We start from the raw sequence: 23697 nt of genomic DNA, 5'->3' as shown, positions 1-23697 counted from the left end.
TTTCGACTGGCACTACTCAGCAAGACTTCACGGTTCCCAACGAAACCTGGGGTTATTATAGCTTTGCCTTCACGGCGACGGCCGAGACGCAAGACCTTTTCGTGGAAGCCTGGGGCGGTAACGAAGATAATTGTCTGGTCAATTTCGCGCTCGGCGTCGAAGCTCTGGACGTGACCAAGACTGCGTCGACCGGCGCGACCGAGGCGGGCGAAACCGTCACATTCACTATCGTGGTGAGGAATATCGGCATCGACACGCTGACGGGAACCGGCGTGGACGATAATGTGCTCGAGCGCGCCGACGGCACACCGCTGCAGTTGACTTCCGGGCCCACCTTCGTCGCCAACAGCGGTGGCTCCCCGCAGGGCACGCTCCAGCCCCAGGAGGAGGCGACCTTCACCGCGACATATGTTCTGACGCAGGAAGATGTTGATGCGGGCCTCATCCAGAACCAGGCCACAGGCGTGGGAACGCACGCCACTGCTGGCGAGTTCGTCGCCCGCTCGCGGCCCGGCCCGGGGGAGCCCGAGGGCCCGACCGAGGTGCCGATCCCCGCAAATCCGGCCATCGACGTACTCAAGCAAGGCACGTTGAGTGACGATGGGACGACCATCACCTACACCTTCACGGTTGAGAACACCGGCAACGTGACGGTTAGCGGGATTACAGTCACCGACCCTCTCGTAACCGTGCAGGGTGGACCTATCACTCTGGCGCCGGGCGATCCTGCGGACAGCACTACCTTCACGGGGACCTACACGGTCACCGCGGGCGATATCGCGGCGGGCCAAGTGGAGAACACGGCCACGGCGACGGGCACCGACTCGGGCGGCGATCCGGTGACGGCGCAGTCGCACGACGTGGGGGAGACGCCGGGCACGCCGACGGTGACGGAGCTGAAGAAGAACCCCGACTTCGACCTCACCAAGACAAGCACATTCAACGACGAGAACGGCAACGGCTTCGCCGAGCCCGGGGAGACGATCGGCTACACCTTCACGGTTGAGAACACCGGCGATGTCGACCTGACCAATGTGACGGTCACCGATCCGAAGGTAAGCGTCATGGGCGGGCCGATCGCCACGCTTGCAGTGGGGGCGACAGACAGTACAACCTTCACGGCCACTTACACGATCACGGCGCATGATATAGCGGCGGGCCAGGTGGAGAACACGGCCACGGCGACGGGCACCGACCCGGGCGGCGATCCGGTGACGACCGATTCGCATGACGCAGGGCAGACGCCGGGCACGCCGACGGTGACGGAGCTGGAGGAGGGCGCCTCCACCTTCGACCTCACCAAGACAGGCACGTTCAACGACGAGAACGGCAACGGGTATGCAGAGCCCGGGGAGACGATCGGCTACACCTTCACGGTCGAGAACACCGGCGATGTCGACCTGACCAATGTGACGGTCACCGATCCGAAGGTAAGCGTCACGGGCGGGCCGATCGCCACGCTTGCGGCGGGGGCGACGGATAGCACCACCTTCACGGCCACCTACACGATCACCGCTGACGATATAGCGGCGGGCCGCGTGGAGAACACGGCCACGGCGACGGGCACCGACCCGGGCGGCAACGATGTGACGGCGCAGTCGCATGACCAGGGGCAGACGCCGGGCACGCTGACGGCGACCGACATTCCCTTTGGGGACGGCGACTTCATCAAGACGTCGGTCGGCGTGGTGGACCATAACGGCGACGGGGTGACGGGGAATGCGGGCGACCGCATCAATTACGCCTTCACGATCGTCAACCTCGGCAACGTGGCGATCGAGGCCTTCGCAATCGACGATCCCGGGGCGGTGATCGAGGGCACGCTTGCCGCGCCGATCCCGGTCGGCGGCCAGGACGATACGAGCTTCACGGGCTATCACGTGATCACGCAGGAGGAGATCGACGCCGGCGTATTCAAGAACCTCGCCACGGGGACGGCGACGACGACGGGGGGCGGGACGTTCACCAAGAAATCCCGTACGGAGCAAGGCGTCGAAGGAGACGAGACCGAGACGCCGCTGGAGGCGACGCCGGGTATCGAGACCGAGTTGGTGTGCACGCCCAAGGACACGAACGGCACCGGCATCATCGATGCCGGCGACAAGCTCCAGTGTGACGTCATCGTCACCAACAAAGGCAATGTGACGCTGAACGATGTGACGGTCGCCGGGGTGAAAGCACCCGAGGTGCCGGGAGCGACGACACCTGTGGCCGATGTTGCAGGCGGGCCGATCCCCGTGCTCAAGCCGGGGGAGTCCAACAAGACGAACTTCACCGTGGAATATACGCTGACCCAGGAGGATCTGGATGCCGGCGGAGTGTTGTTGCAGGTGGAGGGGGTCGGCACGCCGCCGCCGAAGGCGGATGGCAGCCCGGCGGACCCGGTAACGGACCTTTCGGACGACCCGGCCGACCCGGCCGATGAGGATCTGGACGGCGACGGCACCCCCGACGATCCGGCCCATGTCCGGCTGCCGGAAGAGGTGAAGCTGAAGGTGACGGATAAGCAGACGGTCATGCCCGAGGGCTTCGCCAAGGCCGGCGATGTGATCGAGTATCGCGTGACCATCGATAATGTGGGCAATATCACGGCCAAGGACGTGAAGCCGAACGATCCCGGACCGACCTTCGGCGGCAGGCGCGGCACGAACACGCTGTCGGCCTTCACTCTGGAAGATGGCGGGCCGGTTCCGCTGGCCGAGTTGACGCCGGACGACGCACCGGTGACCTTCATCGCCACCTATGTGTTGAGCGCCGAGGACGTGAAGAATGCGCAGTTGCAATCGGGCGAAAGCGAGAATACCGCCTCCGCCGAGGGCGCTTCCGCGCGCAGCGGAAAGCCGATCGACGACGTCGAGCCGGCTACGTCCCTGGCGGAGCTGCCGAGCTTCGGCCTCGACAAGGCATCCCGCCTTGCCGAAGTGCGGCGCGGCGAAACGGTGCCGTACACCGTCACGTTGAGGCCACGGAGTATAGAGAAGGGCAGCGAGGAGCCCGTCACGGTGATCGACACCACGCCGCGGGGCTTCACCTACCTGGAGGGCACGGCGGCGATCGGCGGCAGGCCGGTCGAGCCGGAAATACGTGGCCGCGACCTGGTGTTTGTGAATGTGCCTTACACGGCCGACATGGAGGAGATCGTCATCAGCTACCGGCTTGGCGTGTCGGGGGCGGCAAGCCCCGGCAAATATGTCAATCGCGCGCGGGTGGTCCTTGCCGATGGCACGGCAGTCTCCGCGATCGCCTCGGCGGAGGTGGAGGTGGTGACCGAGCCTGTCTTCGACTGCGGCGACCTGATCGGCCGTGTGTTCGACGATCTCAACCGCAACGGCTACCAGGATGTGGGCGAGCCGGGGCTCGGCGGCGTGCGGGTGGCGACAGTGGACGGGCTGCTTGTGACCACCGACGCGCACGGCCGCTTCCACGTGGCCTGCGCGGACATGCCGAACGCGCGCATTGGCTCGACCTTCATCATGAAGCTCGACCCGCGCACGCTGCCGACGGGCTATCGACTGATCAGCGAGAACCCGCGCACCGTGCGGCTGACGGCAGGTAAAGCCTCGCGCCTCAACTTCGCCGCTACGGTGAACCGCGTGATCCGCCTCGACCTGAACGACGCCGCCTTCGAGCCGGAGGCGCTGGAGTTGAGGCCCGAATGGCAGGTCAGGCTGCCGCAGATCATTGCCCTGCTCGAACCCGAGGTCTCCGTTCTGCGCCTTGCCTATGTCGACGCCGGCGCCGACCGCAAGCTCGTCGCCAACCGCATGAGGCACATCCGCCGCGCCATCGGCGGCATGTGGAAGGAAAGGCCGCGCCGATACCGGCTCGAGATCGAAACCAGGATCGAGACACGCGAGTAAGGGCGTCAGCCCTTCCGCGCTGCTTTCCCACCTTCGGCTTCGACAGCGCCCCGCCGCTTGCGCGGGGCGCTTTTTGCCGCCCAATTCCGGACGGAAAACCGGTTTCCACTTTTCCTGGAATTGCCCAAGCAGCCTCGGCCTCCCCAGTTTCCCTTGCCGAGTGCGAGCGGTTGGAAAAGTGCCGACTACCGTAAGCATACCCCATCGCAACTGAACGAATCACCTGCGTCTTTCCTACGACAGGGGCGAGCGTGCTGCGCCCCCACGTATTCTTTACGTCAGCCGCAGCTCTCCAAGCCGAAAAGGCAAAGGCAGGGAAAGGCGTCATGTCGGACGATACGGAGTGCACAGCGTTTATGTTTCCGTAAGCGATCGATGCTGGCCAGCGAGCTTCCGCGGGCCGGCTCGTCCGTTCGCTGCCGGCAGCACTACGCGAACCTCCCCCTGCCCCGAAGTCAAGCACGCCGCGCGGTGCGTCCGCCGCGGCCTTTCGAGGACAAAGAGCGAAGGCAGGGAAAAGCACAATGTCAAACGATATCAGTCGCGCAGCACCGGCTGCGCATTACCGGCCGCTGGCCACCGGCGGATTGCGACGGGCGCCGGGGGGTGCGTTTTCGCTTGCCGTTGCCTCGGTGATCCCCCTTCTCGCATTTTCTGCAGTTGTCGTCAGCGCGGGTTGGTCCACTGCTCATGCGCAGGCAATCTGGCAAACGCTGGTAGCCGAAACCTTCGAGACCGGCGTCGATAACTCCAGCCAGGATCCCGGTGCCCAGATGCTCCCGGGAACCACCAGTTACAGAGCATTGCCGAATTCCACAGATGCCGGCACTTACGCGGTCGTCAAGAACCCTGACCACATCGACGCCGTCACGGGAGAGAATTGGCAGCATGCCGGCGACCACACGACTGGCACGGAGTACATGGCTATATTCAACGCCGACCCAACCCGGCACGGTGAGGCGGACGGCACCTATTATCTCTTCAAGGCCGCGACGTCCGACGTCCCGGGCGCGACCTATCGGATGAGCTACTGGACGGCCAATCTCATAGCATACGACGCTGGGAATGGTTTCTACGACGCATATATTGGCCTTACCGTACGCGACCAACCGGGTGGCGCCGGCACTTTATATGCAAGCCATCCGGACAATTCGACTGAGGTACCGCGCGCCGTTGGGAATCAGGATTATCTCCCCTGGATTGAGCGCACCGTCAATTTTCAGTTGCCTGTCGACCATGTGGGCGACGCGGTATATTTTAACTTTTTCAATTCCGCTCCGGACTTTGTGACCGCGGCGGGAAACGATCTTGCCATCGATGATCTTCTCATCGAGATGGCGAGGGCAAGAATTTCGGGGCAGATATATGTAGATAACAATGAGAATGGTGTCTTCGATGCGGGAGACGAGACCGTTTCCGGTCCTCTGCCGTATGTTGCGGTGATTGGCGCGAATGACACTGTTATCGACTTTGTCCAGGTCGCTGCGGACGGCACCTATCTGCTTCAGAATGCCGCTTATTCGACGGCGGATATCGGGCAGAGGCTTATATTGCTCGATTCAGCGCCCCAACTCGGGCAGGTGGCTGCGGTCGCCCCTCCTGCTGGCTATGCGGTTGTAAGCGAGACTCCGAACGCGACCTATGGCACGACGGGCGCTCTGCCACTTGACGGCGTTCTGAACGTCGTCAGTGCGGACTCGGCGACAGGAGATCATCCAGACTTCAATATCGGCCTTAGGCTGATCGAGGCCGATCTACAGATCACCAAGGAGGGCGGTGAGGAGGGCTACGTGCCAGGCGCGGATGTCACCTACACCATCGAAGTGTCGAACGACGGCCCGTTCGGCGTGCAGAACGCATTGGTGAGCGACCCGCTTCCCGCCGGCATCACCACGGCGAACTGGACCTGCGGCAGCCCGACGAACGGTGCCACGTGCGGCGTGGCGAGCGGCACTGGCGCCATCGCAGATGTGCCTGTGAACCTGCCCGTTGGCAGTTCGGTCACCTTCACGCACACCCTGACGGTGCCGCTGGACTTCACCGGGGATCTCGTCAACACGGCCACCGTCACCAATCCAGGTGATACCCCGGACCCTGCCCCTGAGAACAACACGAGCACGGTGACGAAGAAGCTCGCCCGGCTTGCGGTCGAGAAGACGGGCGCGTGGATGGACCAGAACGGCGACGGCTTCGCCAAGGAGGGCGAGCCGATCGAGTACACCATCACGGTTCAGAACACCGGTGAGGTGCCGATCTTCAATATCGCGGTGGAGGACCCGCTGATCAGCGCTTTCCAGGGCACGGTGCCCAACCCGCTCAATCCGGGCGCCAGCGCGACGTTGACCGGCACCTATCCCCTTTCCGAGGCCGACATCGCCAGCGGCTCGGTGACGAATTCGGCCATAGCCACGGGGGAGACCGAGGGCGGGACGCCGGTTGAGGACACGTCCGACGATCCGGCCAACCTGAAGGACGAGGACAGCGACGGCGACGGGGACCCGGACGACCCGACGGAGACGGAGTTTCCCCGGGAAGGGGCGCTCGACATCATCAAGACCGGCACGATGAACGACGAGAACGGCGACGGCTTCGCCAATGTGGGAGAGACGATCACCTACACCTTCACGGTGGAGAATATCGGCGATGTGACGCTCACCGACATCGTCATCACCGATACCAAGGTCAGCATGGCGGGCGGACCGGTCGCCAAGCTCGATCCGGGCGACATCGACACCGGCACGTTCACGGGCATCTATACGATCACCGAGGCCGACATCGAGAGCGGATCGGTGAAGAACCTCGCAACGGGGACGGGCAAGGACCCCGACGGAAAGGAGATACCGCCGGTCGAATCGCACGGGGAAGACGATGTGCCGGGGACGCAGACCGAGACGAAGGTTCCCTTCGGCGACGGCGACTTCGTCAAGGAAGCGCTCGACGCATTCGACGATCGGGACGACAGCGGAAGCCTCACCGCCGGTGACCGGATCAACTACAAGTTCACCATCATCAATACCGGCAACATCCCGATCACCGACATCGTCATCGAGGATCCGGACGCGGTGATCGAGGGCACGCTTGCCGCGCCGATCCCGGCCGGCGGGACGGACGACACCAGCTTCACCGGCTGGCACGCGGTCACCCAGGAAGAGCTCGACGCGGGGCTTCTCGCCAACGTGGCGGAGATGACGGCTACCGTGACGGACGAGGACTACACCAACACCTTCGAAGAGACGTCGCGCACCAAGGACGGTGTGCCGGGCGATCCGACGGAGAAGGAGCTGCCGCACGAACCGGATATCCGCCTGGAGCTGGAGGGCGAGCATGAGGACACCAACGGCGACGGCGTCATGGATGTGGGCGAGCCGGTCCGCTACACGATGACGGTCTGCAACACCGGCAATGTGACGCTGAGCGAGGCGACGGTGACGGACTCCGGCGAAGGGGGAGAGCTTATCGTCGACGGCGGGCCGGTTCCCGAGCTCGGGGCGGGCGAGTGCGACAGCGAGACCTTCACGGGCACCCATATCCTGACCCAGGAGGACATCGACAGGGGCTATGTGGAGGTGAACGGCCTGGTGGCGGGCCAGCCGCCCCTCGACAAGGACGGCAATCCGGTCGACCCGGTGACCGGCCTTTCGGACGACCCGACGAATGCGGAGAACGTGGACCGCGACGGCGACGGCATCCCCGACGATCCGGTGCGCACCGCCATCCCCGAGGTCTCGCACCTGAAGGTGAGCGGGAAGGAATCCATCCTGCCCGACGGCTTCGTGCGGGCCGGCGACAAGATCGAATACCGGGTGACCATCGAGAATGTCGGCAACGTGACGGCGAAGGAGGTGGCGCCCGACGATCCCGGCCCGAGCTTCAACGGCAAGCGCGGCACGGGCAGGCTTTCGGCCTTCAAGCCGGCGTCGGTGGCCTCGCTGGCGCCGGAGGACGATGCGGTCTTCACGGCGGTCTACACGCTGAGCCAGGAGGACGTGGCGAACGCGGCCGGCGTTACCAACGGGGTGACCAACACGGCCACCGCCACCGGCATCTCGGCGCGCGACGGCGAGCCGGTCGACACGGTGGAGGAGGGCGCCGACGTGGCGGAGCTGCCCGGCTTCAACGTGAGCAAGACAGCCCACCTCGCCGAAGTGCGGCGCGGCCAGCGCGTGCCCTACACCATCACCATGGCGCCCTTGGAGGTGGACGGCCTCACCGAGCCGGTGACGCTGATCGACACGATGCCGGCGGGCTTCGCCTATATCGAGGGGACCGCCACGGTGGGCGGCACGGCGCACGAGCCGAAGATCGAGGGCCGCAGGCTCATCTTCGAGGACATCCCGTACGCGCCGGACGAGGAGATCGTCGTCGACATGCAGCTCGGCGTTTCGGCCGCCGTCAGCCCCGGCAAGTTCGTCAACCGGGCGCAGATGGTGTTGGGAGACAGTGTCGTGGACGTGGTCTCCAATGTCGGCATGGCCGAGGTGGAGGTGGTCATCGAGCCCATCTTCGACTGCGGCGACATCCTCGGCAAGGTGTTCGACGACATCAACCGCAACGGCTACCAGGACGAAGGCGAGCCGGGATTGGCGGGCGTGCGGGTGGCCACGGTCGAGGGCCTTCTGATCACGACCGACAAGTACGGCCGCTTCAATGTCGCCTGCGCCGACCTGCCGGACGGGCGCATCGGCTCGACCTTCATCATGAAGCTCGACCCGCGCACGCTGCCGACGGGCTATCGGCTCATCAGCGAGAACCCGAGGACGGTGCGGCTGACGGCGGGCAAGGCATCGCGCCTCAACTTCGCCGCCACCATCGGCCGGGTGGTGCGCGTCGATCTCAACGATGCCGCCTTCGAGCCGGGCCTTGCCGATCTGAGGCAGGAATGGCTGGCTCAGCTGCCCGGTCTCATCAGCATGCTGGAGGGGGAGGAGTCAGTGCTCCGGCTGGCCTATGTCGATGCCGCTGCCAACCGCAAGCTGGCGGGTCATCGGGTCCGGCAATTGCATCGCGCGATCGCCAGTCTGTGGAAGGCCAGGCCGCGCCGATACCGCCTCGAGATCGAAACGAGGATCGAGACGCGGCAGTAGGAAGCGCCAGAGCGGCCCCGGCCATCGCCGTGCGATCGGCCGGGGCAAGGTGGTAAGCCAAGAAGGGTGGAAGACACGGCTGCCCTCCCCGCTTCTCACTTAACCCCCTTCTGCCTGTCTTGCGCGGGGGCGGGCCGTTCTCCACAATCGCCGCGGGATGGAAGATGCGGAGACGTTCATGAGCGGTTTGCGGCCATGTGCCGCGGCGAAGGTCGAGCGGGCGGGGATGACGGCCGCATGACGAGTGCGCTTCATCGCCGCCGCATCAACGCCGTCGTCGCCGAGCTCGACAGGGCCGAAGTGAAGAGCGTGCTCGACCTCGGCTGCGGCGACGGCGATCTGATCTTGGCGCTGGCGGCCCTGCCGGGAATCCGCCGCATCACGGGCGTCGATGTCTCGGGGGAAGCCGTTGCCGGCGCGCGGCAACGCGTTCTCGACGCCGGCACAAAGAAGGAGATCGAGATCGTCGCGGCCTCGCTGACGGAGCCTGCCGAATATCTCAAGGGTTTCGATGCCGCCGTTCTCCTGGAGGTGATCGAGCATATCGACCCGCATCGCCTCCCCGGTGTAGAGCAGGCCGTGTTCAAAACCCTGGTTCCCGCAATCGTGATCGTGACGACGCCGAATAGCGCGTATAATCCTTTTCTCGGCGTCCCGCCGCAAAGGTTCCGCCATCCGGATCATCGCTTCGAATGGGATCGCGAACGGTTTCGGGCCTGGGCGGACGGTGTTGGCCAGCGGAACGGTTATGCCGTCCGGTATGCGGATGTGCCTCCGGGGCTTCCGCGCCTCGGCGGGCCTTCGCAGATGGCGATCTTCAAGCGAAAGTGCTGACGATCATTCGTCCGGCTTCCGCCGAAAGGCGGATGTCGACCGGCAAGAATTCACCGAACAATCGCTACCGGACACCCTGCAAAAGGACGAAAGCGTGCTTAGATATAATAATAAAGGAGGGCGAGGGTGAAACGCACCTATCGCCATAAAACGGTCTGCGGTACGCTTCACTATTGGTTGTTGAGTCGCGTCAGTTCCTGCGAGGAACCTTTGAAGGCGGGAAATCGTTCCGACCAATGCAGGAGCCGACAGGCAGTGTCCCGGACCTCTAACCGCCCTGTCACGAGAGAGCACGATGCAAAGGAGCGAATCTGAAGTCTTTGATCTCTTTTCCGAGATCTACACCAGCGCAACGCGCGAGGAGATGAGCCTACAGGAATACCTCCTCGCCTGTCGCGATGACCCCTCCATGTATGCCACCGCGCCGGAGCGCATGGTGGAGGCCATCGGGGAGCCGACCCTCGTTGACACCAGTGCGGACGAGCGCCTCGGCCGCATCTACGCCAATCGCACCATCAAGGTCTATCCTTCCTTCACCGACTTCTATGGCATGGAAGACACGATCGAGCGGATCGTCGGCTATTTCCGCTATGCCGCCCAGGGGCTCGAGGAGCGCAAGCAGATCCTCTATCTTCTGGGTCCGGTCGGCGGCGGCAAGTCGTCTCTGGCGGAACGGCTGAAGAAGCTCATGGAGCAGCGGCCGATCTATACGCTGATGGTAGGCGGGCAGGTCAGCCCCGTCTTCGAATCGCCGCTCGGGCTCTTCCATCCCGAGCGCATGGCGGATCTTCTCGAGGACAAGTACGGCATTGCGCGGCGGCGGCTCACGGGCCTGATCTCGCCCTGGGCGACGAAGAGGCTCGACGAGATCGGCGGCGACATCTCCAAGTTTTCCGTCGTCAAGCTGACGCCTTCCCGCCTGCGCCAGCTCGGCATTGCCAAGACGGAGCCGGGCGACGAGAACAACCAGGACGTCTCGGCGCTAGTCGGCAAGGTGGATATCCGCCAGCTCGAGAATTACAGCCAGGCCGACCCCGACGCCTACTCCTACAGCGGCGGCCTCAACCGCACCACGCAGGGGCTGCTCGAATTCGTCGAGATGTTCAAGGCGCCGATCAAGGTGCTGCACCCGCTTCTGACGGCCACCCAGGAGGGGAACTACAACGGCACCGAGAACTTCGGCGCCTTTCCCTATCAGGGCATCGTCGTGGCGCACTCCAACGAGTCGGAATGGCTCCAGTTCAAGAACAACAAGAACAACGAGGCCTTCCTCGACCGCATCCTGGTGGTCAAGGTGCCGTACTGCCTACGGGTGACCGAGGAGAAGCTGATTTACGAGAAGCTTCTGCGCGAGAGTGAGCTGGTGGATAACCCCTGCGCGCCGGAGGTGCTCGATATCCTCAGCCGCTTCACCGTGTCGACGCGGCTTCATGAGCACGAAAACTCGCCGCTCTATACCAAGATGCGGGTCTATGACGGCGAGAACCTGAAGGACATCGATCCCAAGGCGAAGTCCGTGCAGGAATATCGCGACGCCGCCGGCGTCGACGAGGGTATGACCGGGGTGAGCACGCGGTTCGCCTTCAAGGTGCTGTCGGAGACCTTTAACTACGACACAAAGGAGGTCGCCGCCGACCCCGTGCACCTCATGTACATCCTGGAGCAGGCGATCCGGCGCGAGCAGTTCCCCAAGGAGGCGGAGACGGCGTATCTCGACTTCATCAAGTCGGAGCTTGCCACGCGCTATGCGGAGTTCATCGGCCACGAAATCCAGAAGGCGTATCTGGAATCCTACAGCGAGTACGGCCAGAACCTGTTTGACCGCTACATCGCCTATGCGGACGCGTGGCTGGAGGATCAGGACTTCAAGGACCCGGACACGGGGCAGATACTCAACCGCGAGATTCTCGACAGCGAACTGTCGCAGATCGAGAAGCCGGCGGGCATCGCCAACCCGAAGGACTTCCGCAACGAAGTGGTGAAGTTCACGCTTCGGGCGCGTGCCAAGAACCATGGCCGCAACCCCTCCTGGACCAGCTACGAGAAGCTGCGCGAGGTGATCGAGAAGCGCATGTTCGGCCAGGTCGAGGACCTCTTGCCGGTCATCAGCTTCGGCTCGAAGAAGGACAGCCAGACAGGAAAGCAGCATGCGGACTTCGTCGAGCGCATGGTCGAACGCGGCTACACCGAACGTCAGGTGCGGCGGCTGGTCGACTGGTACATGCGCGTGAACAAGGCCGGCTGAGGAAGCGGGACCCACGGGGCCACCCATGCCGAATTTCATCGACCGCCGCCTCAACCCGAAGGACAAGAGCCTCGGCAACCGGCGACGCTTCCTGAAGCGTGCGCGGGAGGAGTTGAAGCGGACGATCAAGGAGCAGGTCAAGGCCGGCAAGATCGCCGACGTCGACGCGAAGCATTCCGTGCCAATGCCGGAGGACGGCACCAGAGAGCCGTCCTTCCAGAACGCCAGGGGCAGCGGGAAGCGGGAATACGTGCTGCCGGGCAACAGGGAGTTCACACCGGGCGACCGCATCCCGAAGCCGGCTTCGGGCGGCGGTCAAGGCGGCTCCCGCGCGGGCACGGGCGATGCCGAAGACGACTTCCGGTTCGTGCTGTCCCGCGAGGAAGTGCTGGACCTGTTCTTCGAGGACCTGGAGCTTCCCGACATGGTGAAGCTCAGCCTCAAGGAAGCCGTCGCCTACAAGCCGCGCCGCGCAGGCTTCGCCACCACCGGCACGCCTACCAACATCAATGTCGGGCGCACCATGCGCAACAGCTACGGCCGCCGTCTGGCACTGCACCGCCCCAAACGCAAGGAGGTGGAGGCGCTGGCCGAGGAGATCGCCGCGCTGGAGGCGAAGCCGGCCACCGCCGAGAGACGCCGGCGCCTGGAGGCGCTGCGCCAGGAACTGGAGAAGCTGGAGCGCCGGCGGCGGGTCATTGCCTATGTCGATCCCGTCGACATCCGCTTCAACCGATTCGAGCCGCAGCCCTTGCCCAATGCCAACGCGGTGATGTTCTGCCTCATGGACGTCTCCAGCTCCATGGGCGAGCGGGAGAAGGACCTGGCAAAACGCTTCTTCGTGCTGCTGCACCTTTTCCTCAAGCGGCGCTATGAGCGCATCGACATCGTCTTCATCCGACACACGCACGAGGCGCGTGAGGTGGACGAGGAGACCTTCTTCTATTCGACGCAGAGCGGCGGCACGGTGGTTTCCACCGCGCTCGAGGAGATGCTTGGCATCATCCGCGAGCGCTATCCGTCGAAGGAGTGGAACATCTATGCCGCCCAGGCTTCCGACGGCGACAACATCGCCGGCGACTCGGAGCGCTGCGCCTCGCTTCTTCACGAGGCGGTGATGCGGCTTTGCCAGTATTATGCCTATATCGAGATCATCGACGAGCGCGAGACGGAGATCTTCGGGGCGACCGACAACGGAACGTCGCTGTGGCGCGCCTACCGGACCGTCGGCGCGAACTGGCCGAACTTCCAGATGACCCGGATCGCCCGTCCGGCGGACATCTATCCTGTCTTCCGCAAGCTTTTCGCCAGGCAGCCCCTCGGGCAGGCACGTAGCTGAGGGCGGCCGCGATGAAGAAGAGTGAATCCGCGCCAGATCTGCTGTTCCGGAGTTCGGACTGGAACTTCGAAAAGCTTTCCCGTGTCTACGACGCGATCAGCGAGATCGCCATCGACGACCTGAAGCTCGACATCTACCCGAACCAGCTGGAGATCATCTCCTGGGAGCAGATGCTGGACGCCTATTCCTCCATCGGCATGCCGCTGATGTATCAGCACTGGTCCTTCGGCAAGCGTTTCGTCTTCGAGGAGCACCTTTACCGCAAGGGGCATCGCGGGCTCGCCTATGAGTTGGTCATCAACTCCAACCCCTGCATCTCCTACCTGATGGAGGAAAACACCATGGCCATGCAGGCCCTGGTGATCGCGCACGCCGCCTTCGGCCACAATCACTTCTTCAAGAACAACTACATGTTCCAGCGCTGGACCGAGGCGGCCACCATCCTCAGCTATATGGATTTCGCCAAGAAATACATCGCCAAGTGCGAGGAGCGGCACGGGACGGCAGCGGTGGAGAGCATTCTCGATTCCGCTCATGCGCTCATGGACCAAGGCGTTTTCCGCTACCGCCGCGCACCGCGCCTTTCCTCGGAGAAGGAGCGGGAGCGGGCGCGCGAGCGGCTGGAATACGAGGAGCAGACCTACAGCGACCTGTGGCGCACGCTGCCGAAGAAGGAAGCCGACGGAACCGAGGACGAGCGTGAGCGGGAGGCGCGGGACCGCAAGCGGGCGCTTCACCTGCCGGAGGAGAACCTGCTTTATTTCCTGGAAAAGAACAGCCTGATCCTGGAGCCCTGGCAGCGTGAGCTCCTGCGCATCGTACGGGTGATCGCGCAATATTTCTATCCGCAGCGGCAGACCAAGGTGATGAACGAGGGCTGCGCCACCTTCGTCCACCACACCATCATGAACCGGCTCTACGACGATGGCAAAATCAGCGAGGGCGCGATGCTGGAGATCCTGCAGAGCCACTCGAACGTGATCTTCCAGCCTGCTTTCGACGATCCGCGCTTCTCCGGCATCAATCCTTATGCGCTGGGCTTTGCCATGATGAAGGACATTGAGCGCATCTGCACCGAGCCGACGTCGGAGGACCGCGACTGGTTCCCCGACATCGCCGGCAACGGCGACTGGCGAGGCGTCCTGCTGGATGCCTGGGCGAACCATCGCGACGAGTCCTTCGTTCTGCAGTATCTGAGCCCGGCGCTGATACGCCACTTCCGGCTGTTCCAGCTTACCGACGATGCAGATGATCCCTATTGCGAAGTCGCCTCGATCCACAATGAGCGCGGTTATGAAGCTGTCCGCGCGGCGCTCGGCCGCAGCTACGATATCGGCGTCATTCAGCCGGACGTTCAGGTCATCGATGTCGATCTTCTCGGCGATCGCCACCTACGGCTTCAGCACGGGGTAAAGCATGGCGTCGTGCTGGAGGAAGCCACCCGCAATGCAACGCTGCGCCACATGCGCCGCCTGTGGGGCTACGATGTGAGCCTTGAAGGCGTGGACGGGGAAAGTGGCGAAAGGCTCTACGAGTGCTCGACGAAGCAGATTGGGGAGTAAGGGGCAGCAAGGCTTAGATCCCGGCTTTCCCCGCAATGCCGATGTAGCGGTAGCGCTGGCGGTAGCGGGCGGGGTGACGCCGGTGATGCGTTTGAACAGACGGCGGAAGAAGGCCGGGTCGTCATAGCCCGCGAGATGGGCGATCATGTCCGTCGGCTCGGCCGTAGTTTCGAGGAGTTGTTTCGCTTCCTCGATGCGCAAGGCCTGTACATAGTCGATCGGTGCATAGCCGGTCGCCGCCTTGAAACGCCGCTTGAAGGTGCGCTCCGGCAGGCCCGAGAGAGCCGCCATGCGGCTCACCGGATTGGCTTCGGTATAGTGGTCGGCAAGCCACTCCTGGCATCGGCCGATCGCGGCGTCGGAGTGGGCGGGCACCTTGCCCATGGCGGCGAAGGGTAGTTGCCCTTCGCTGCGGTCGCCGAGCACGAAGACCTTGGCGATGCGCACGGCCTCCGCTGCACCGCAGAAGCGGGCGATCAGGTAGAGCGCGAGGTCCGCCCAGGCGCCCGCGCCGCCACCCGTGACTATGCGGTGCTCTGGCCCTGCCGGGCACAGGATGCGCTCCGGGTGCAGCTTCACCTGCGGATAATGCGCAGCGAAAATACCCGTGACGCCCCAATGGCTGGTGGCCTCGACGCCGTCGAGCAAGCCGGCTTCGGCCAGGAAGACCGAGCCGGTGCAGACCGAACAGATGGTCGCCCCTTGCTGGAATTGGTCCCGCACCCAGGCCGCTTCCTCGTTCCATTTCCCGTGCGGATTCTCCTCCGCCGCGAGCGCCAGGTCGGTGACGATGACCACGTCGGCGCGACCGGTATCCTCGAGCCGCGCATGCGGCGCGATTGGCACGCCGAGCGAGGAGGGAAACGGGGCGGCCTGTCTTGCCACGATACGCGTTTTCAGGCGGCGGACATCGACCTCTTCGCCCGTCATCTCCTGCCAGGCCACGCCCACGGAGGAAAAGATCTCGTGCAGGCCGTAGACCGATGTCGGCGTCGTCTCCGGGAGGGCGAGCAGGCAGATGCGCGCCGACGCTGTGTCGGGTGAAGCGTTCATGGGGGCATAAATGGCACAAAAGCCTCGTTCTTGTCCATTTCAGCACTTCTGTAGGCCTACTCCACGGGATACTCCGCCGTCCGGTATTCAATCGTTGAAGGAGAGGAACAATGTCCTTGGCTGCAGAAACCCCGACACTGGATATGGCGACAGCGGAAGCCTTTGCTGAAAATGTCGGCGGCATCCTCAATTCGGGCACGGTGGCGGTGATGATGTCTGTCGGCCACCGGCTGGGACTGTTCGACGTGCTGGCGGCGCTGCCGCCGTCGACGAGCGCGGCGATCGCTGAGCGCGCGGAGCTTTCCGAGCGCTACGTGCGCGAATGGCTGGCGGTGATGGTGACGGGCGGCATCGTCGCCTACGATCCGGCGGGGAAAACCTACCGTCTGCCGCCTGAACATGTCGCTTGCCTGACGCGTGAGGCGCCGCTCGGCAACCTTGCGGTCTATGCCCAGGCCATTGCCCTGATAGGGCAAATGCAGGAGCGGCTCCTCACCTGCTTCGAGACCGGCGAGGGGCTGGCCTATGGCGACTATCCCTGCTTTCACCAGTTCATGGCGGAGGATAGCGGGCAGACGGTCGTCCCCCAGATCTTCGACGTTATCCTGCCTCTGGCCGAGGGGATCGCGGAGCGCATGGAGGCGGGCATCGACGTGCTCGACGCCGGCTGCGGGCGCGGCCTAGCGCTTATCGAGATGGCGAAGCGTTTCCCGAAGAGCCGCTTCACCGGCTACGACCTATGTGCGGATGCTATCGAGTTCGCCAATGAGGCAGCACGGAAGGCGGGTCTTGCAAACATCCGCTTTGAACAACGGGACCTCACCGGCTACGACGAAAAGGCGCGCTTCGACTTCATCACCTCGTTCGATGCGGTGCACGACCAGAAGGACCCGCAGGCGCTGATCCGCAGCCTTCATGGAGCGCTGAAGCCCGGCGGCGTCTATCTGATGCAGGACATCGGCGGCTCGGCGAAGCTCGAGAACAATCTCGATTTCCCGATGGCCGGTTTTCTCTACGCCATCTCCTGCGCACACTGCACGCCAGTTTCGCTGGGCCAGGGCGGCCAGGGGCTCGGCACGATGTGGGGCTGGGAGACGGCAAAGGGAATGCTGGAGAGCGCGGGTTTCCGTTCGGTGGACCGCCACGTCCTGCCGCACGACCCGATGAACGTCTGGTTTGTGGCGCGGGTTTAACCCGCGCCTCCGCTCTCCTCCAGGTTCACGTAAACTTCAGGCCGGAATTGGGGTGTACAGAGGCAGTAGAACTCCAGATCGCCGTCGCCGGTGTTGGTGATGCGTTGGGCGGCGTTCGCCGGGATCACCGCCTGGTCGCCGACCGTGAGCTGCTGGCGGACGCCGTCGATCTCGACAATGCCCTTGCCCTTGCGGATGATATAGCGTTCCGAGGTGCCGGCAAGCTTGTGCAGTTGCGTCGTGACGCCTGGCTCTACCCGGGCGACGGCGAGCGAAGCATCGGGCGAGGCCGGCGCGTTCAAAAGCTCGGTGATGAAGCATCGCTCCTCCGTCCAGAGCTCCTTCCGGCCCGCGTCGGGCACAAACCAATCGGACTGCATCGCTTCCTCGCTATGAACAATTTCAGCAAATATCAGATCGCTTGACAATTGTTAGAAATGGCATCCTAAATTGTCAAAAGCAGTGGTCGGGCTTGCGAAGCGGCGCCGTTTCCCGTTGCATGGGGGTGCGGCTTCCGGGCGATTTCACCCTTGACTTCATGCCGTGGCGGCTGCGTCCGCAAGCGATTGTCATGCCGCCGTTCTTGGGGACCGATCTGCGACCGCTTCAGGCGAAAGCCGGCGCGAGGGGACGAACAGGGAGATTACCGGATGAAATTCTTGAAAGCACTGCTCGCCGCCGGGTTGGTGAGCGCGGCAGGAACGGCAGCCGCCCAAGAGGACAAGCTCTTCGTCTACGTCTCGCCGGACCCGATCGGCGTCAACGCGTTCCTGCAGATGGGCCGGGACGGCATCGAGGCGGCGGGCGAGGAGTATGGGGCCGATGTGAGGACCTACGAGAGCAGGACCGCCGCCGACCGCCTGGAGAACGTGAATGCGGCGGTGAACGAAGAGGCCGACATCGTCGTGCTTCTCGGCTTCGAGTTCAACGACATCGTCCGGGAAGTGGCGCCGACGGCGCCCGACATCCAGTTCCTCATCGTCGACCAGTGCATTGAGGACAGGCCGGAGAACGTTCACTGTGCCGTGTTCCGGGAATACGAGGCAAGCTACCTGATGGGCGTTGCCGCCGGAATGTTGTCGGAGAGCGGCAAGGTGGGCGTGGTCGGGGCACTCGATATCCCCTTCCTGCATCGCTACACCGACGGCTACGCGCAGGGCGTCAAGTCGGTGGCACCCGAGGCGAGCGTCGACGTGCGCTGGGTGGGCGGGGAGAACCCGTTCTCCGATCCGGTGCGCGCCAAGGAGCAGGCGGTGGCCATGCACTCGGCCGGCTCCGACCTCATCTTCACGGCCACGTCGGGCGGCGATTTCGGCGTCTTCGAAGCTGCCGAGCAAGGCGACTTCCTGGTTTTCTCCGTCGACATCAACCAGTGCCCGCAAGCGCCAGGCCACGTGGTCGACGTCACGCTGAAGCGGGTCGACAACGCCATGCTGCAGGCCATCGGCGCCATTCTCGAGGGCGAGCATGTGATGATGTCGCTCGGCCTTGCGGAAGGCGGGGTGTCGGCCATGGCTCTCGAAGAGGGCCAGCTCGCCGACAGTCAATGCGTGGTCGCCGAGCATCCGGAGGTGGTGGAGAAGATGCGTAGCGTCGCCGCCAGCATCAGCGATGGCTCGCTGAAGCTCGAAGACCCGATGTTTGCCCAGTGAGCGATCTCGCCGTAAGAACGGCGAGTGTGCGCATGGCGGAAGGGTAGGCCGATGCGTGTGGCGCTTTCCGGCATCACGGTCCGCTTCGGCGCGCTGACCGCTGTCGATGATGCTTCGCTCGTCATCGAGCCGGGCGAGATCCACGCTATCGTCGGTGAGAACGGGGCGGGCAAGACGACGCTCATGAACGTGCTCTTCGGCCTCGTCGCGCCGGAGGCCGGCACGATCAGCCTCGATGGCAAGGAGATGCGTTGGGCCTCGCCCCAGGAGGCGATCCGCCACGGCCTCGGTATGGTGCACCAGCACTTCATGCTGCAGGAATCGATGACGGTCCTGGAGAACGTGGTGCTGTGCGCCGAGCCTGTCGGCCGTTTCGGGTTTGTCGATTTTGCCGCCGCGCGGCGGCGGTTGGCCGTGGTTGCGGACGAACACGGCATCGCCATGGACCTCGACCGTCCGGTCGGCCGGCTTTCGGTGGGAGAGCGGCAGGTCGTCGAGGTGCTGAAGATGCTTTACCGGGAGGCGGAGGTGCTGATCCTCGACGAGCCCACCTCGGTGCTGACCCCGCTGGAGAAGGACCGGCTCTTCGCCACCCTGCGCAGCTTCCGCTCGGCGGAGAAGGCCATCGTCCTCATCACCCATAAGCTGGACGAAGTGATGGAACTGGCCGATCGTGTCAGCGTCATGCGCGCGGGACGGCTGGTCCGGTCGGGGCCGCTGTCTGCGACCAGCAAGGAGGAGATCGCGCGCGGGATCATCGGCGGCGAACTGCCGCCGGCGCGGCAGCGCACCGCGCGGACACCGGGCGAGGAGGTGCTTATTGTGCGCGACCTCAAGGTCGCCGGCCGAGGTGGCACTGTCGGGCCATTGTCGCTTTCCGTGCGTGCTGGCGAGATCGTCGGCATCGCCGGTGTCAGCGGCAACGGGCAGGCCGAGCTGATCCAGGCGATCACCGGGCTTGCGCCGTCGCTATCGGGGGAGATCGTACTTTGCGGCAGGCCGATCGGGAACCTGGACGTGGAGGACCGGCGGCTGATCGGCATGAGCTACATCCCGGAGGACCGCCAACGCATGGGGCTGGCGCTGGGCGCGACGGTCAGCGAGAACGCCAATGCCGGCCGCGACGACAGCGCCTCCTTCACGCGCGGCCCATTCCTCGACCGCGCAGCGATGGCTGGTTTCGCCCGTCAGCTGATCGAGCGCTACCGCATTCGAACTGGCGGACCCACGGCACTTGCCTCCACCATGTCGGGCGGTAACAAGCAGAAGCTCGTCGTCGGGCGCGAGTTGGCGCGGGATACACCGCTGGTCATCGCCGAGAACCCCACCTGGGGCGTCGACATCGGTGCCATCGACTTCATCCACGGCGAATTGATGAGGATGCGCGACGAGGGCCATGCCGTGCTGCTGGTCTCAACCGAGCTCGATGAGGTGCTGGCGCTCTCGGACCGCATCCTAGTCATGTATTCCGGCGCCTTCGCCGGCGAGGTGGCAGGGGCGGAGGCGGACCGGGAGCGGATCGGCAGCATGATGACGTCGCGCGTGGTGGATGCCCTGCCGGAGGTGGCATGAACGGTATCGGGCAAGGGTCGATGGCGCGCGAGGCGGTATCATGGGCGGTGGCGCTCGCCTGGATCGCGGCCGTGCTCTTCATCCTCATGGCGCTTGTTGGAGCGCCTTTCGGCGATGCGCTTGCGGCCTTCCTGCAAAACGCCTTCGGCGGTCGGCGCTTCTCCTATCTCATGGCGACCCTCAGCCGGACCGCGCTCATCGCCGGCATGGCGGTCTCCGTCATGCTGAGCTTCCGCGCCGGGTTGTTCAACATCGGCGGTGAGGGGCAGTTGGTGGCGGGCGGGCTCGCCGCCGCCCTGGCAGCACTTCTCCTGCCCGGGCCGCCGCTCTTCGTGCTTACTGCCTCGATCCTCGCTGCCATGCTGGCGGGGGCGGGCTGGGCACTTCTGGCGGGTGTGATGCAGCTTTATGTGGGCGTGCCGCTGCTGGTGGGCTCGCTGCTTCTCAACTATCCCATCCGCTACATTGCCTCCTACGTCGTCGCGCATCCCTTCCGCGACGTGCAGTCGGGCATGGTGCAGTCGCATCTGGTTCCCCAAGCGACGTGGCTTTCCTACTTTCCCGGCACGCGGCTCGATATCGGCATCCTGTTCATCGTGGCCGTGAGCCTCTTCGCCGTCGTCTACAGCCGCGCCACCGTGCATGGCTATCACGCCCGCATGAACGGCCTGTCTCCGGCCTTCGCGCGCACGGTCGGGCTGCCGGTCAGCAAGCTCACGCTGCAGACGCTGGCCATGAGCGGGGCGGTTGCCGGGTTGGTCGGCGCCATCGCCGTCTTCGGGATGCACCACCGCTATATTGACGGCATGCTGGTGCAGCCGCTCTATGCCTGGACGGGCATCATCGCGGTTCTCCTCGTGGGCATGATCCCCTGGGCGGTGCCGCTTTCGGGCCTGTTCTTCGCGGCGATCCAGACGGGGGCGGCGGGCATGGAGCGCTCGGCCGGTGTGCCCAAGGAGATCGCGCTGGTCATGCAGGCGGTCATCATCCTGTTCGTGGCGAGCCGGGTCTCCGGCGCGCTCGTCGCCTCTTCCGAACGCAAGGCGGGGGCGACCGACGATGCTTGACCTGCTCTTCGATGCCTCGTTTGCCGCTTCGGTGCCGCGTTTCGTCACGCCGATCCTGCTTGCCGCGCTCGGCGGGGCGCTGTGCGAGCGGGCAGGGGTTTTCAACATCGCGCTCGAAGGTTTCCTGCTCGTCGGCGCCTTCGCCGCCGTCGTCGGCTCCTATTTTTCCGGTTCCCCCTACATCGGCGCGCTTGCCGCTATGCTGGCCGGCGTTGCCATGGGCCTCGTCTTCGCCGAGTTCAACCTGCGGCGGGGCGGGGACGCCATTGTCGTTTCCATCGCCATCAACATCCTGGCCGCCGGGCTCACCACCTATCTCCTGCGCGCCATCTTCGATGCCATGGGTGCCTTCAGCGATCCGGCGATTGCTGGCTTTGCCCGGATCTCCATCCCGGGCCTCGCTTCCCTGCCGCTGATCGGCCCCTTCCTCGACGGGCAGTCGCCGCTGTTCTATCTGGCACTTCTCATGGTGCCGGCGCTCAGTTTCTTCTTCGCCCGCCACCGGCTCGGCTTGCGCATCCGCGCCGCTGGCGAAAATCCGGCGGCGCTCGAGGCGGGAGGTGTCGGGCGGCGGCGTGTGCAGCTTTATGCGCTGATGGGCTGCGGGGCTTTGTGCGGGCTCGGCGGCGCGCAGCTTTCAATCGCCAACGTCAATCTTTTCGTGGAGAGTATGAGCGCCGGGCGCGGCTGGATCGCGGTGGTCGCTGTGCTTCTGACACGCGGACGGCCGTGGCCGCTCTTTGCCATCGCCGTCATCTTCGGTGCCGTTGACAGCATGTCGTTCCGCGTGCAGGGGCTGGGCATGCCGCAGCAGTTCACGGATATGATGCCGTATCTCGCCACGCTCGTGGTTCTGGTGGCGCTGTCGTGGTGGCGCCACGGACGCACAGCGAACGGAGGAACGCTATGACGGATCTCGTCGTCACCAACGCAACCGTGGTCACCTGCGATGCCGCAGGCACGGTGATCACCGTGGGCGGTGTTGCCGTCGAGGGCGGTCGCATCGAGCGTGTCGCCTCCAGTGCGGAGCTCGAAGCCGCCGCGGCCAGTGCCCGCCAGGTCGTCGACGGCACGGGCTATATCCTGATGCCGGGTCTTATCAACACCCACTGCCATGCCGGCGACAGCCTGTTCCGCGGGCTCGTGGAGGACCTACCGCTGGAGCCGTGGCTGCAGACGGTGTGGAAGGCGGAAGGGGCGATCCTCAATCCCGAGACCTGCCATCTCGGCAGTGTGTTGGGTTTTGCCGAGCTCCTGCTTTCGGGCGTCACAACGGTGATGGACATGTTCTGGTATCCGGCCGAGACGGTGAAGGCGGCGCGCAAGGTGGGCATGCGTGTTTCGACCGGGGGCATCTTCTTCGACCCACCGGGGGTGACGGGCGACGATCTCAAGGGCCGCATTGCTGCGGCAGAGCGTTTCTTCGAGGAATTCGGAGGGGCGGAGGATGTCTTTCCTGCCATCCTGCCGCACGGCGCCTATACGGTGGCGCCGGAGAATCTGAAGGCGGCCAAGGAGATCGCCGACCATCACGGCGCGCTCTTCAGCACCCATGCAGCCGAGACCAGGGCCGAGCAGGCCGACGTCTCCAGTCGCTACGGCCGCTCCGTCATCCGCCATCTCGATCATCTGGGCCTGCTCGACGAGCGCACGGTGCTTGCCCACTGTGTGCATCTCGACGACGAGGAGATCGATATCCTTGCCCGCACGGGCGCTACCGCGGTGCACAATCCGATGTCGAACCTGAAACTCGCCTCGGGCTTTGCCCGCGTGCCTGAGATGCTCGCCGCCGGCGTGCGGGTGACGCTCGGCACCGACGGTGCCATCAGCGGCAACGACCTCGACATGTGGATGGCGCTCAGGCTGGCGGCGACGCTGCACAAGGCCGTCTCGGCCAAGGCCGACGCCGTCTCCACGGGCGAAGCGCTGGCCATGATGACCTCGGCGGGCGCGGCGGCACTGAACGCGGCCGACCGCATCGGCAGCCTGGAGCCGGGCAAGCTCGCCGATATGATCCTTATCGACGTGAAGCGGCCGCACGCCGTTCCGATGTTCGATCCCGTCACGCATCTCGTCTATTCGACCGCCAAATCCGATGTGCGCCATGTTTTCCTGGGCGGCGAGCAGGTGGTGCGCGAGGGGGAGCTGACCCGCCACGCCATCGAGGAAACGATCGAGGCCGTCGAACTGCTGGTGCCGAAGATCGCCGCGAGCATCGCTTAAACGATCACCATAC

The 23697-nt window shown here is 64.5% G+C and carries 13 protein-coding genes and 1 pseudogene; 12 read left to right on the top strand and 2 right to left on the bottom strand.

Going from position 1 to position 23697, the window contains the following annotated elements; translation table 11 throughout:
• Positions 1 to 170: 170 nt before the first annotated feature.
• From GPJ75_RS08975 to GPJ75_RS08950, 6 genes are all read left to right on the top strand, one after another.
• A complete protein-coding gene (locus GPJ75_RS08975) occupies positions 171 to 3860 on the top strand; it encodes a DUF7507 domain-containing protein (protein WP_163267271.1) in 3690 nt (1229 codons plus the stop codon).
• Between the two features lie 524 nt (positions 3861 to 4384).
• A complete protein-coding gene (locus tag GPJ75_RS08970; RefSeq protein ID WP_163267270.1) occupies positions 4385 to 8944 on the top strand; it encodes a DUF7507 domain-containing protein in 4560 nt (1519 codons plus the stop codon).
• Between the two features lie 237 nt (positions 8945 to 9181).
• Complete coding sequence (locus GPJ75_RS08965; RefSeq protein WP_163267268.1) at positions 9182 to 9778, top strand: methyltransferase domain-containing protein; 597 nt, start codon at positions 9182 to 9184, stop codon at positions 9776 to 9778.
• Between the two features lie 295 nt (positions 9779 to 10073).
• Positions 10074 to 12023, top strand: coding sequence for a PrkA family serine protein kinase (locus GPJ75_RS08960; RefSeq protein WP_163267266.1), 1950 nt, complete (start codon positions 10074 to 10076; stop codon positions 12021 to 12023).
• Between the two features lie 25 nt (positions 12024 to 12048).
• Entirely contained in the window at positions 12049 to 13362 is a 1314-nt protein-coding gene (locus GPJ75_RS08955) for a YeaH/YhbH family protein (RefSeq protein WP_163267264.1), read from the top strand.
• Positions 13363 to 13373: 11 nt separating this feature from the next.
• The gene (locus GPJ75_RS08950) at positions 13374 to 14924 is read left to right on the top strand and encodes a SpoVR family protein (RefSeq protein ID WP_163267262.1); all 1551 of its coding nucleotides are present in this window, start codon (positions 13374 to 13376) and stop codon (positions 14922 to 14924) included.
• Between the two features lie 120 nt (positions 14925 to 15044).
• Here the strand turns inward: GPJ75_RS08950 and GPJ75_RS08945 are convergent.
• Positions 15045 to 15854 (bottom strand): annotated as a pseudogene (locus GPJ75_RS08945) (GlxA family transcriptional regulator); the annotation flags it as partial.
• Positions 15855 to 16087: 233 nt separating this feature from the next.
• On the opposite strand from GPJ75_RS08945, the gene GPJ75_RS08940 reads away from it, so the two are divergent.
• On the top strand, positions 16088 to 17170 hold the full coding sequence (locus GPJ75_RS08940; protein WP_163267260.1) for a class I SAM-dependent methyltransferase: 1083 nt from the start codon (positions 16088 to 16090) through the stop codon (positions 17168 to 17170).
• Here GPJ75_RS08940 and GPJ75_RS08935 read toward each other — a convergent pair.
• Positions 17167 to 17550 carry a cupin domain-containing protein gene (locus GPJ75_RS08935; RefSeq protein WP_163267259.1) on the bottom strand — a complete coding sequence of 128 codons (384 nt, stop codon included), beginning with the start codon at positions 17548 to 17550 and terminating at the stop codon, positions 17167 to 17169. The genes GPJ75_RS08940 and GPJ75_RS08935 overlap by 4 nt on opposite strands.
• Before the next feature lie 270 nt (positions 17551 to 17820).
• On the opposite strand from GPJ75_RS08935, the gene GPJ75_RS08930 reads away from it, so the two are divergent.
• The 5 genes from GPJ75_RS08930 to GPJ75_RS08910 are packed head-to-tail and all read left to right on the top strand — an operon-like array spanning position 17821 to position 23684.
• The gene (locus GPJ75_RS08930) at positions 17821 to 18822 is read left to right on the top strand and encodes a BMP family ABC transporter substrate-binding protein (protein ID WP_163267258.1); all 1002 of its coding nucleotides are present in this window, start codon (positions 17821 to 17823) and stop codon (positions 18820 to 18822) included.
• Between the two features lie 51 nt (positions 18823 to 18873).
• Complete coding sequence (locus GPJ75_RS08925; protein WP_163267257.1) at positions 18874 to 20394, top strand: ABC transporter ATP-binding protein; 1521 nt, start codon at positions 18874 to 18876, stop codon at positions 20392 to 20394.
• Positions 20391 to 21461: an ABC transporter permease gene (locus tag GPJ75_RS08920; protein WP_163267256.1), complete on the top strand. Its 1071-nt coding sequence runs from the start codon at positions 20391 to 20393 to the stop codon at positions 21459 to 21461. Before GPJ75_RS08925 ends, GPJ75_RS08920 begins: the two co-directional genes overlap by 4 nt.
• Complete coding sequence (locus GPJ75_RS08915) at positions 21454 to 22371, top strand: ABC transporter permease (RefSeq protein WP_163267255.1); 918 nt, start codon at positions 21454 to 21456, stop codon at positions 22369 to 22371. Before GPJ75_RS08920 ends, GPJ75_RS08915 begins: the two co-directional genes overlap by 8 nt.
• The gene (locus GPJ75_RS08910) at positions 22368 to 23684 is read left to right on the top strand and encodes an amidohydrolase family protein (protein ID WP_163267253.1); all 1317 of its coding nucleotides are present in this window, start codon (positions 22368 to 22370) and stop codon (positions 23682 to 23684) included. Before GPJ75_RS08915 ends, GPJ75_RS08910 begins: the two co-directional genes overlap by 4 nt.
• Positions 23685 to 23697 lie beyond the last annotated feature (13 nt).

It is taken from the genome of Chelativorans alearensis (assembly GCF_010993735.1).
GTDB classification, from domain to species: Bacteria; Pseudomonadota; Alphaproteobacteria; order Rhizobiales; family Rhizobiaceae; genus Chelativorans; species Chelativorans alearense.
Note: the sequence above shows the minus strand (reverse complement) of the source record. Positions and strands in the feature narration are given on the sequence as shown.

Bases quoted from the DNA above. Each gene is read 5' to 3' on its own strand.
- GPJ75_RS08950 (WP_163267262.1), top strand. From the start codon at position 13,374: ATGAAGAAGAGTGAATCCGCGCCAGATCTGCTGTTCCGGAGTTCGGAC.
- GPJ75_RS08915 (WP_163267255.1), top strand. From the start codon at position 21,454: ATGCTTGACCTGCTCTTCGATGCCTCGTTTGCCGCTTCGGTGCCGCGT.
- GPJ75_RS08925 (WP_163267257.1), top strand. From the start codon at position 18,874: ATGCGTGTGGCGCTTTCCGGCATCACGGTCCGCTTCGGCGCGCTGACC.
- GPJ75_RS08935 (WP_163267259.1), bottom strand. From the start codon at position 17,550: ATGCAGTCCGATTGGTTTGTGCCCGACGCGGGCCGGAAGGAGCTCTGG.
- GPJ75_RS08930 (WP_163267258.1), top strand. From the start codon at position 17,821: ATGAAATTCTTGAAAGCACTGCTCGCCGCCGGGTTGGTGAGCGCGGCA.
- GPJ75_RS08920 (WP_163267256.1), top strand. From the start codon at position 20,391: ATGAACGGTATCGGGCAAGGGTCGATGGCGCGCGAGGCGGTATCATGG.
- GPJ75_RS08955 (WP_163267264.1), top strand. From the start codon at position 12,049: ATGCCGAATTTCATCGACCGCCGCCTCAACCCGAAGGACAAGAGCCTC.
- GPJ75_RS08910 (WP_163267253.1), top strand. From the start codon at position 22,368: ATGACGGATCTCGTCGTCACCAACGCAACCGTGGTCACCTGCGATGCC.
- GPJ75_RS08940 (WP_163267260.1), top strand. From the start codon at position 16,088: ATGTCCTTGGCTGCAGAAACCCCGACACTGGATATGGCGACAGCGGAA.
- GPJ75_RS08960 (WP_163267266.1), top strand. From the start codon at position 10,074: ATGCAAAGGAGCGAATCTGAAGTCTTTGATCTCTTTTCCGAGATCTAC.
- GPJ75_RS08970 (WP_163267270.1), top strand. From the start codon at position 4,385: ATGTCAAACGATATCAGTCGCGCAGCACCGGCTGCGCATTACCGGCCG.
- GPJ75_RS08965 (WP_163267268.1), top strand. From the start codon at position 9,182: ATGACGAGTGCGCTTCATCGCCGCCGCATCAACGCCGTCGTCGCCGAG.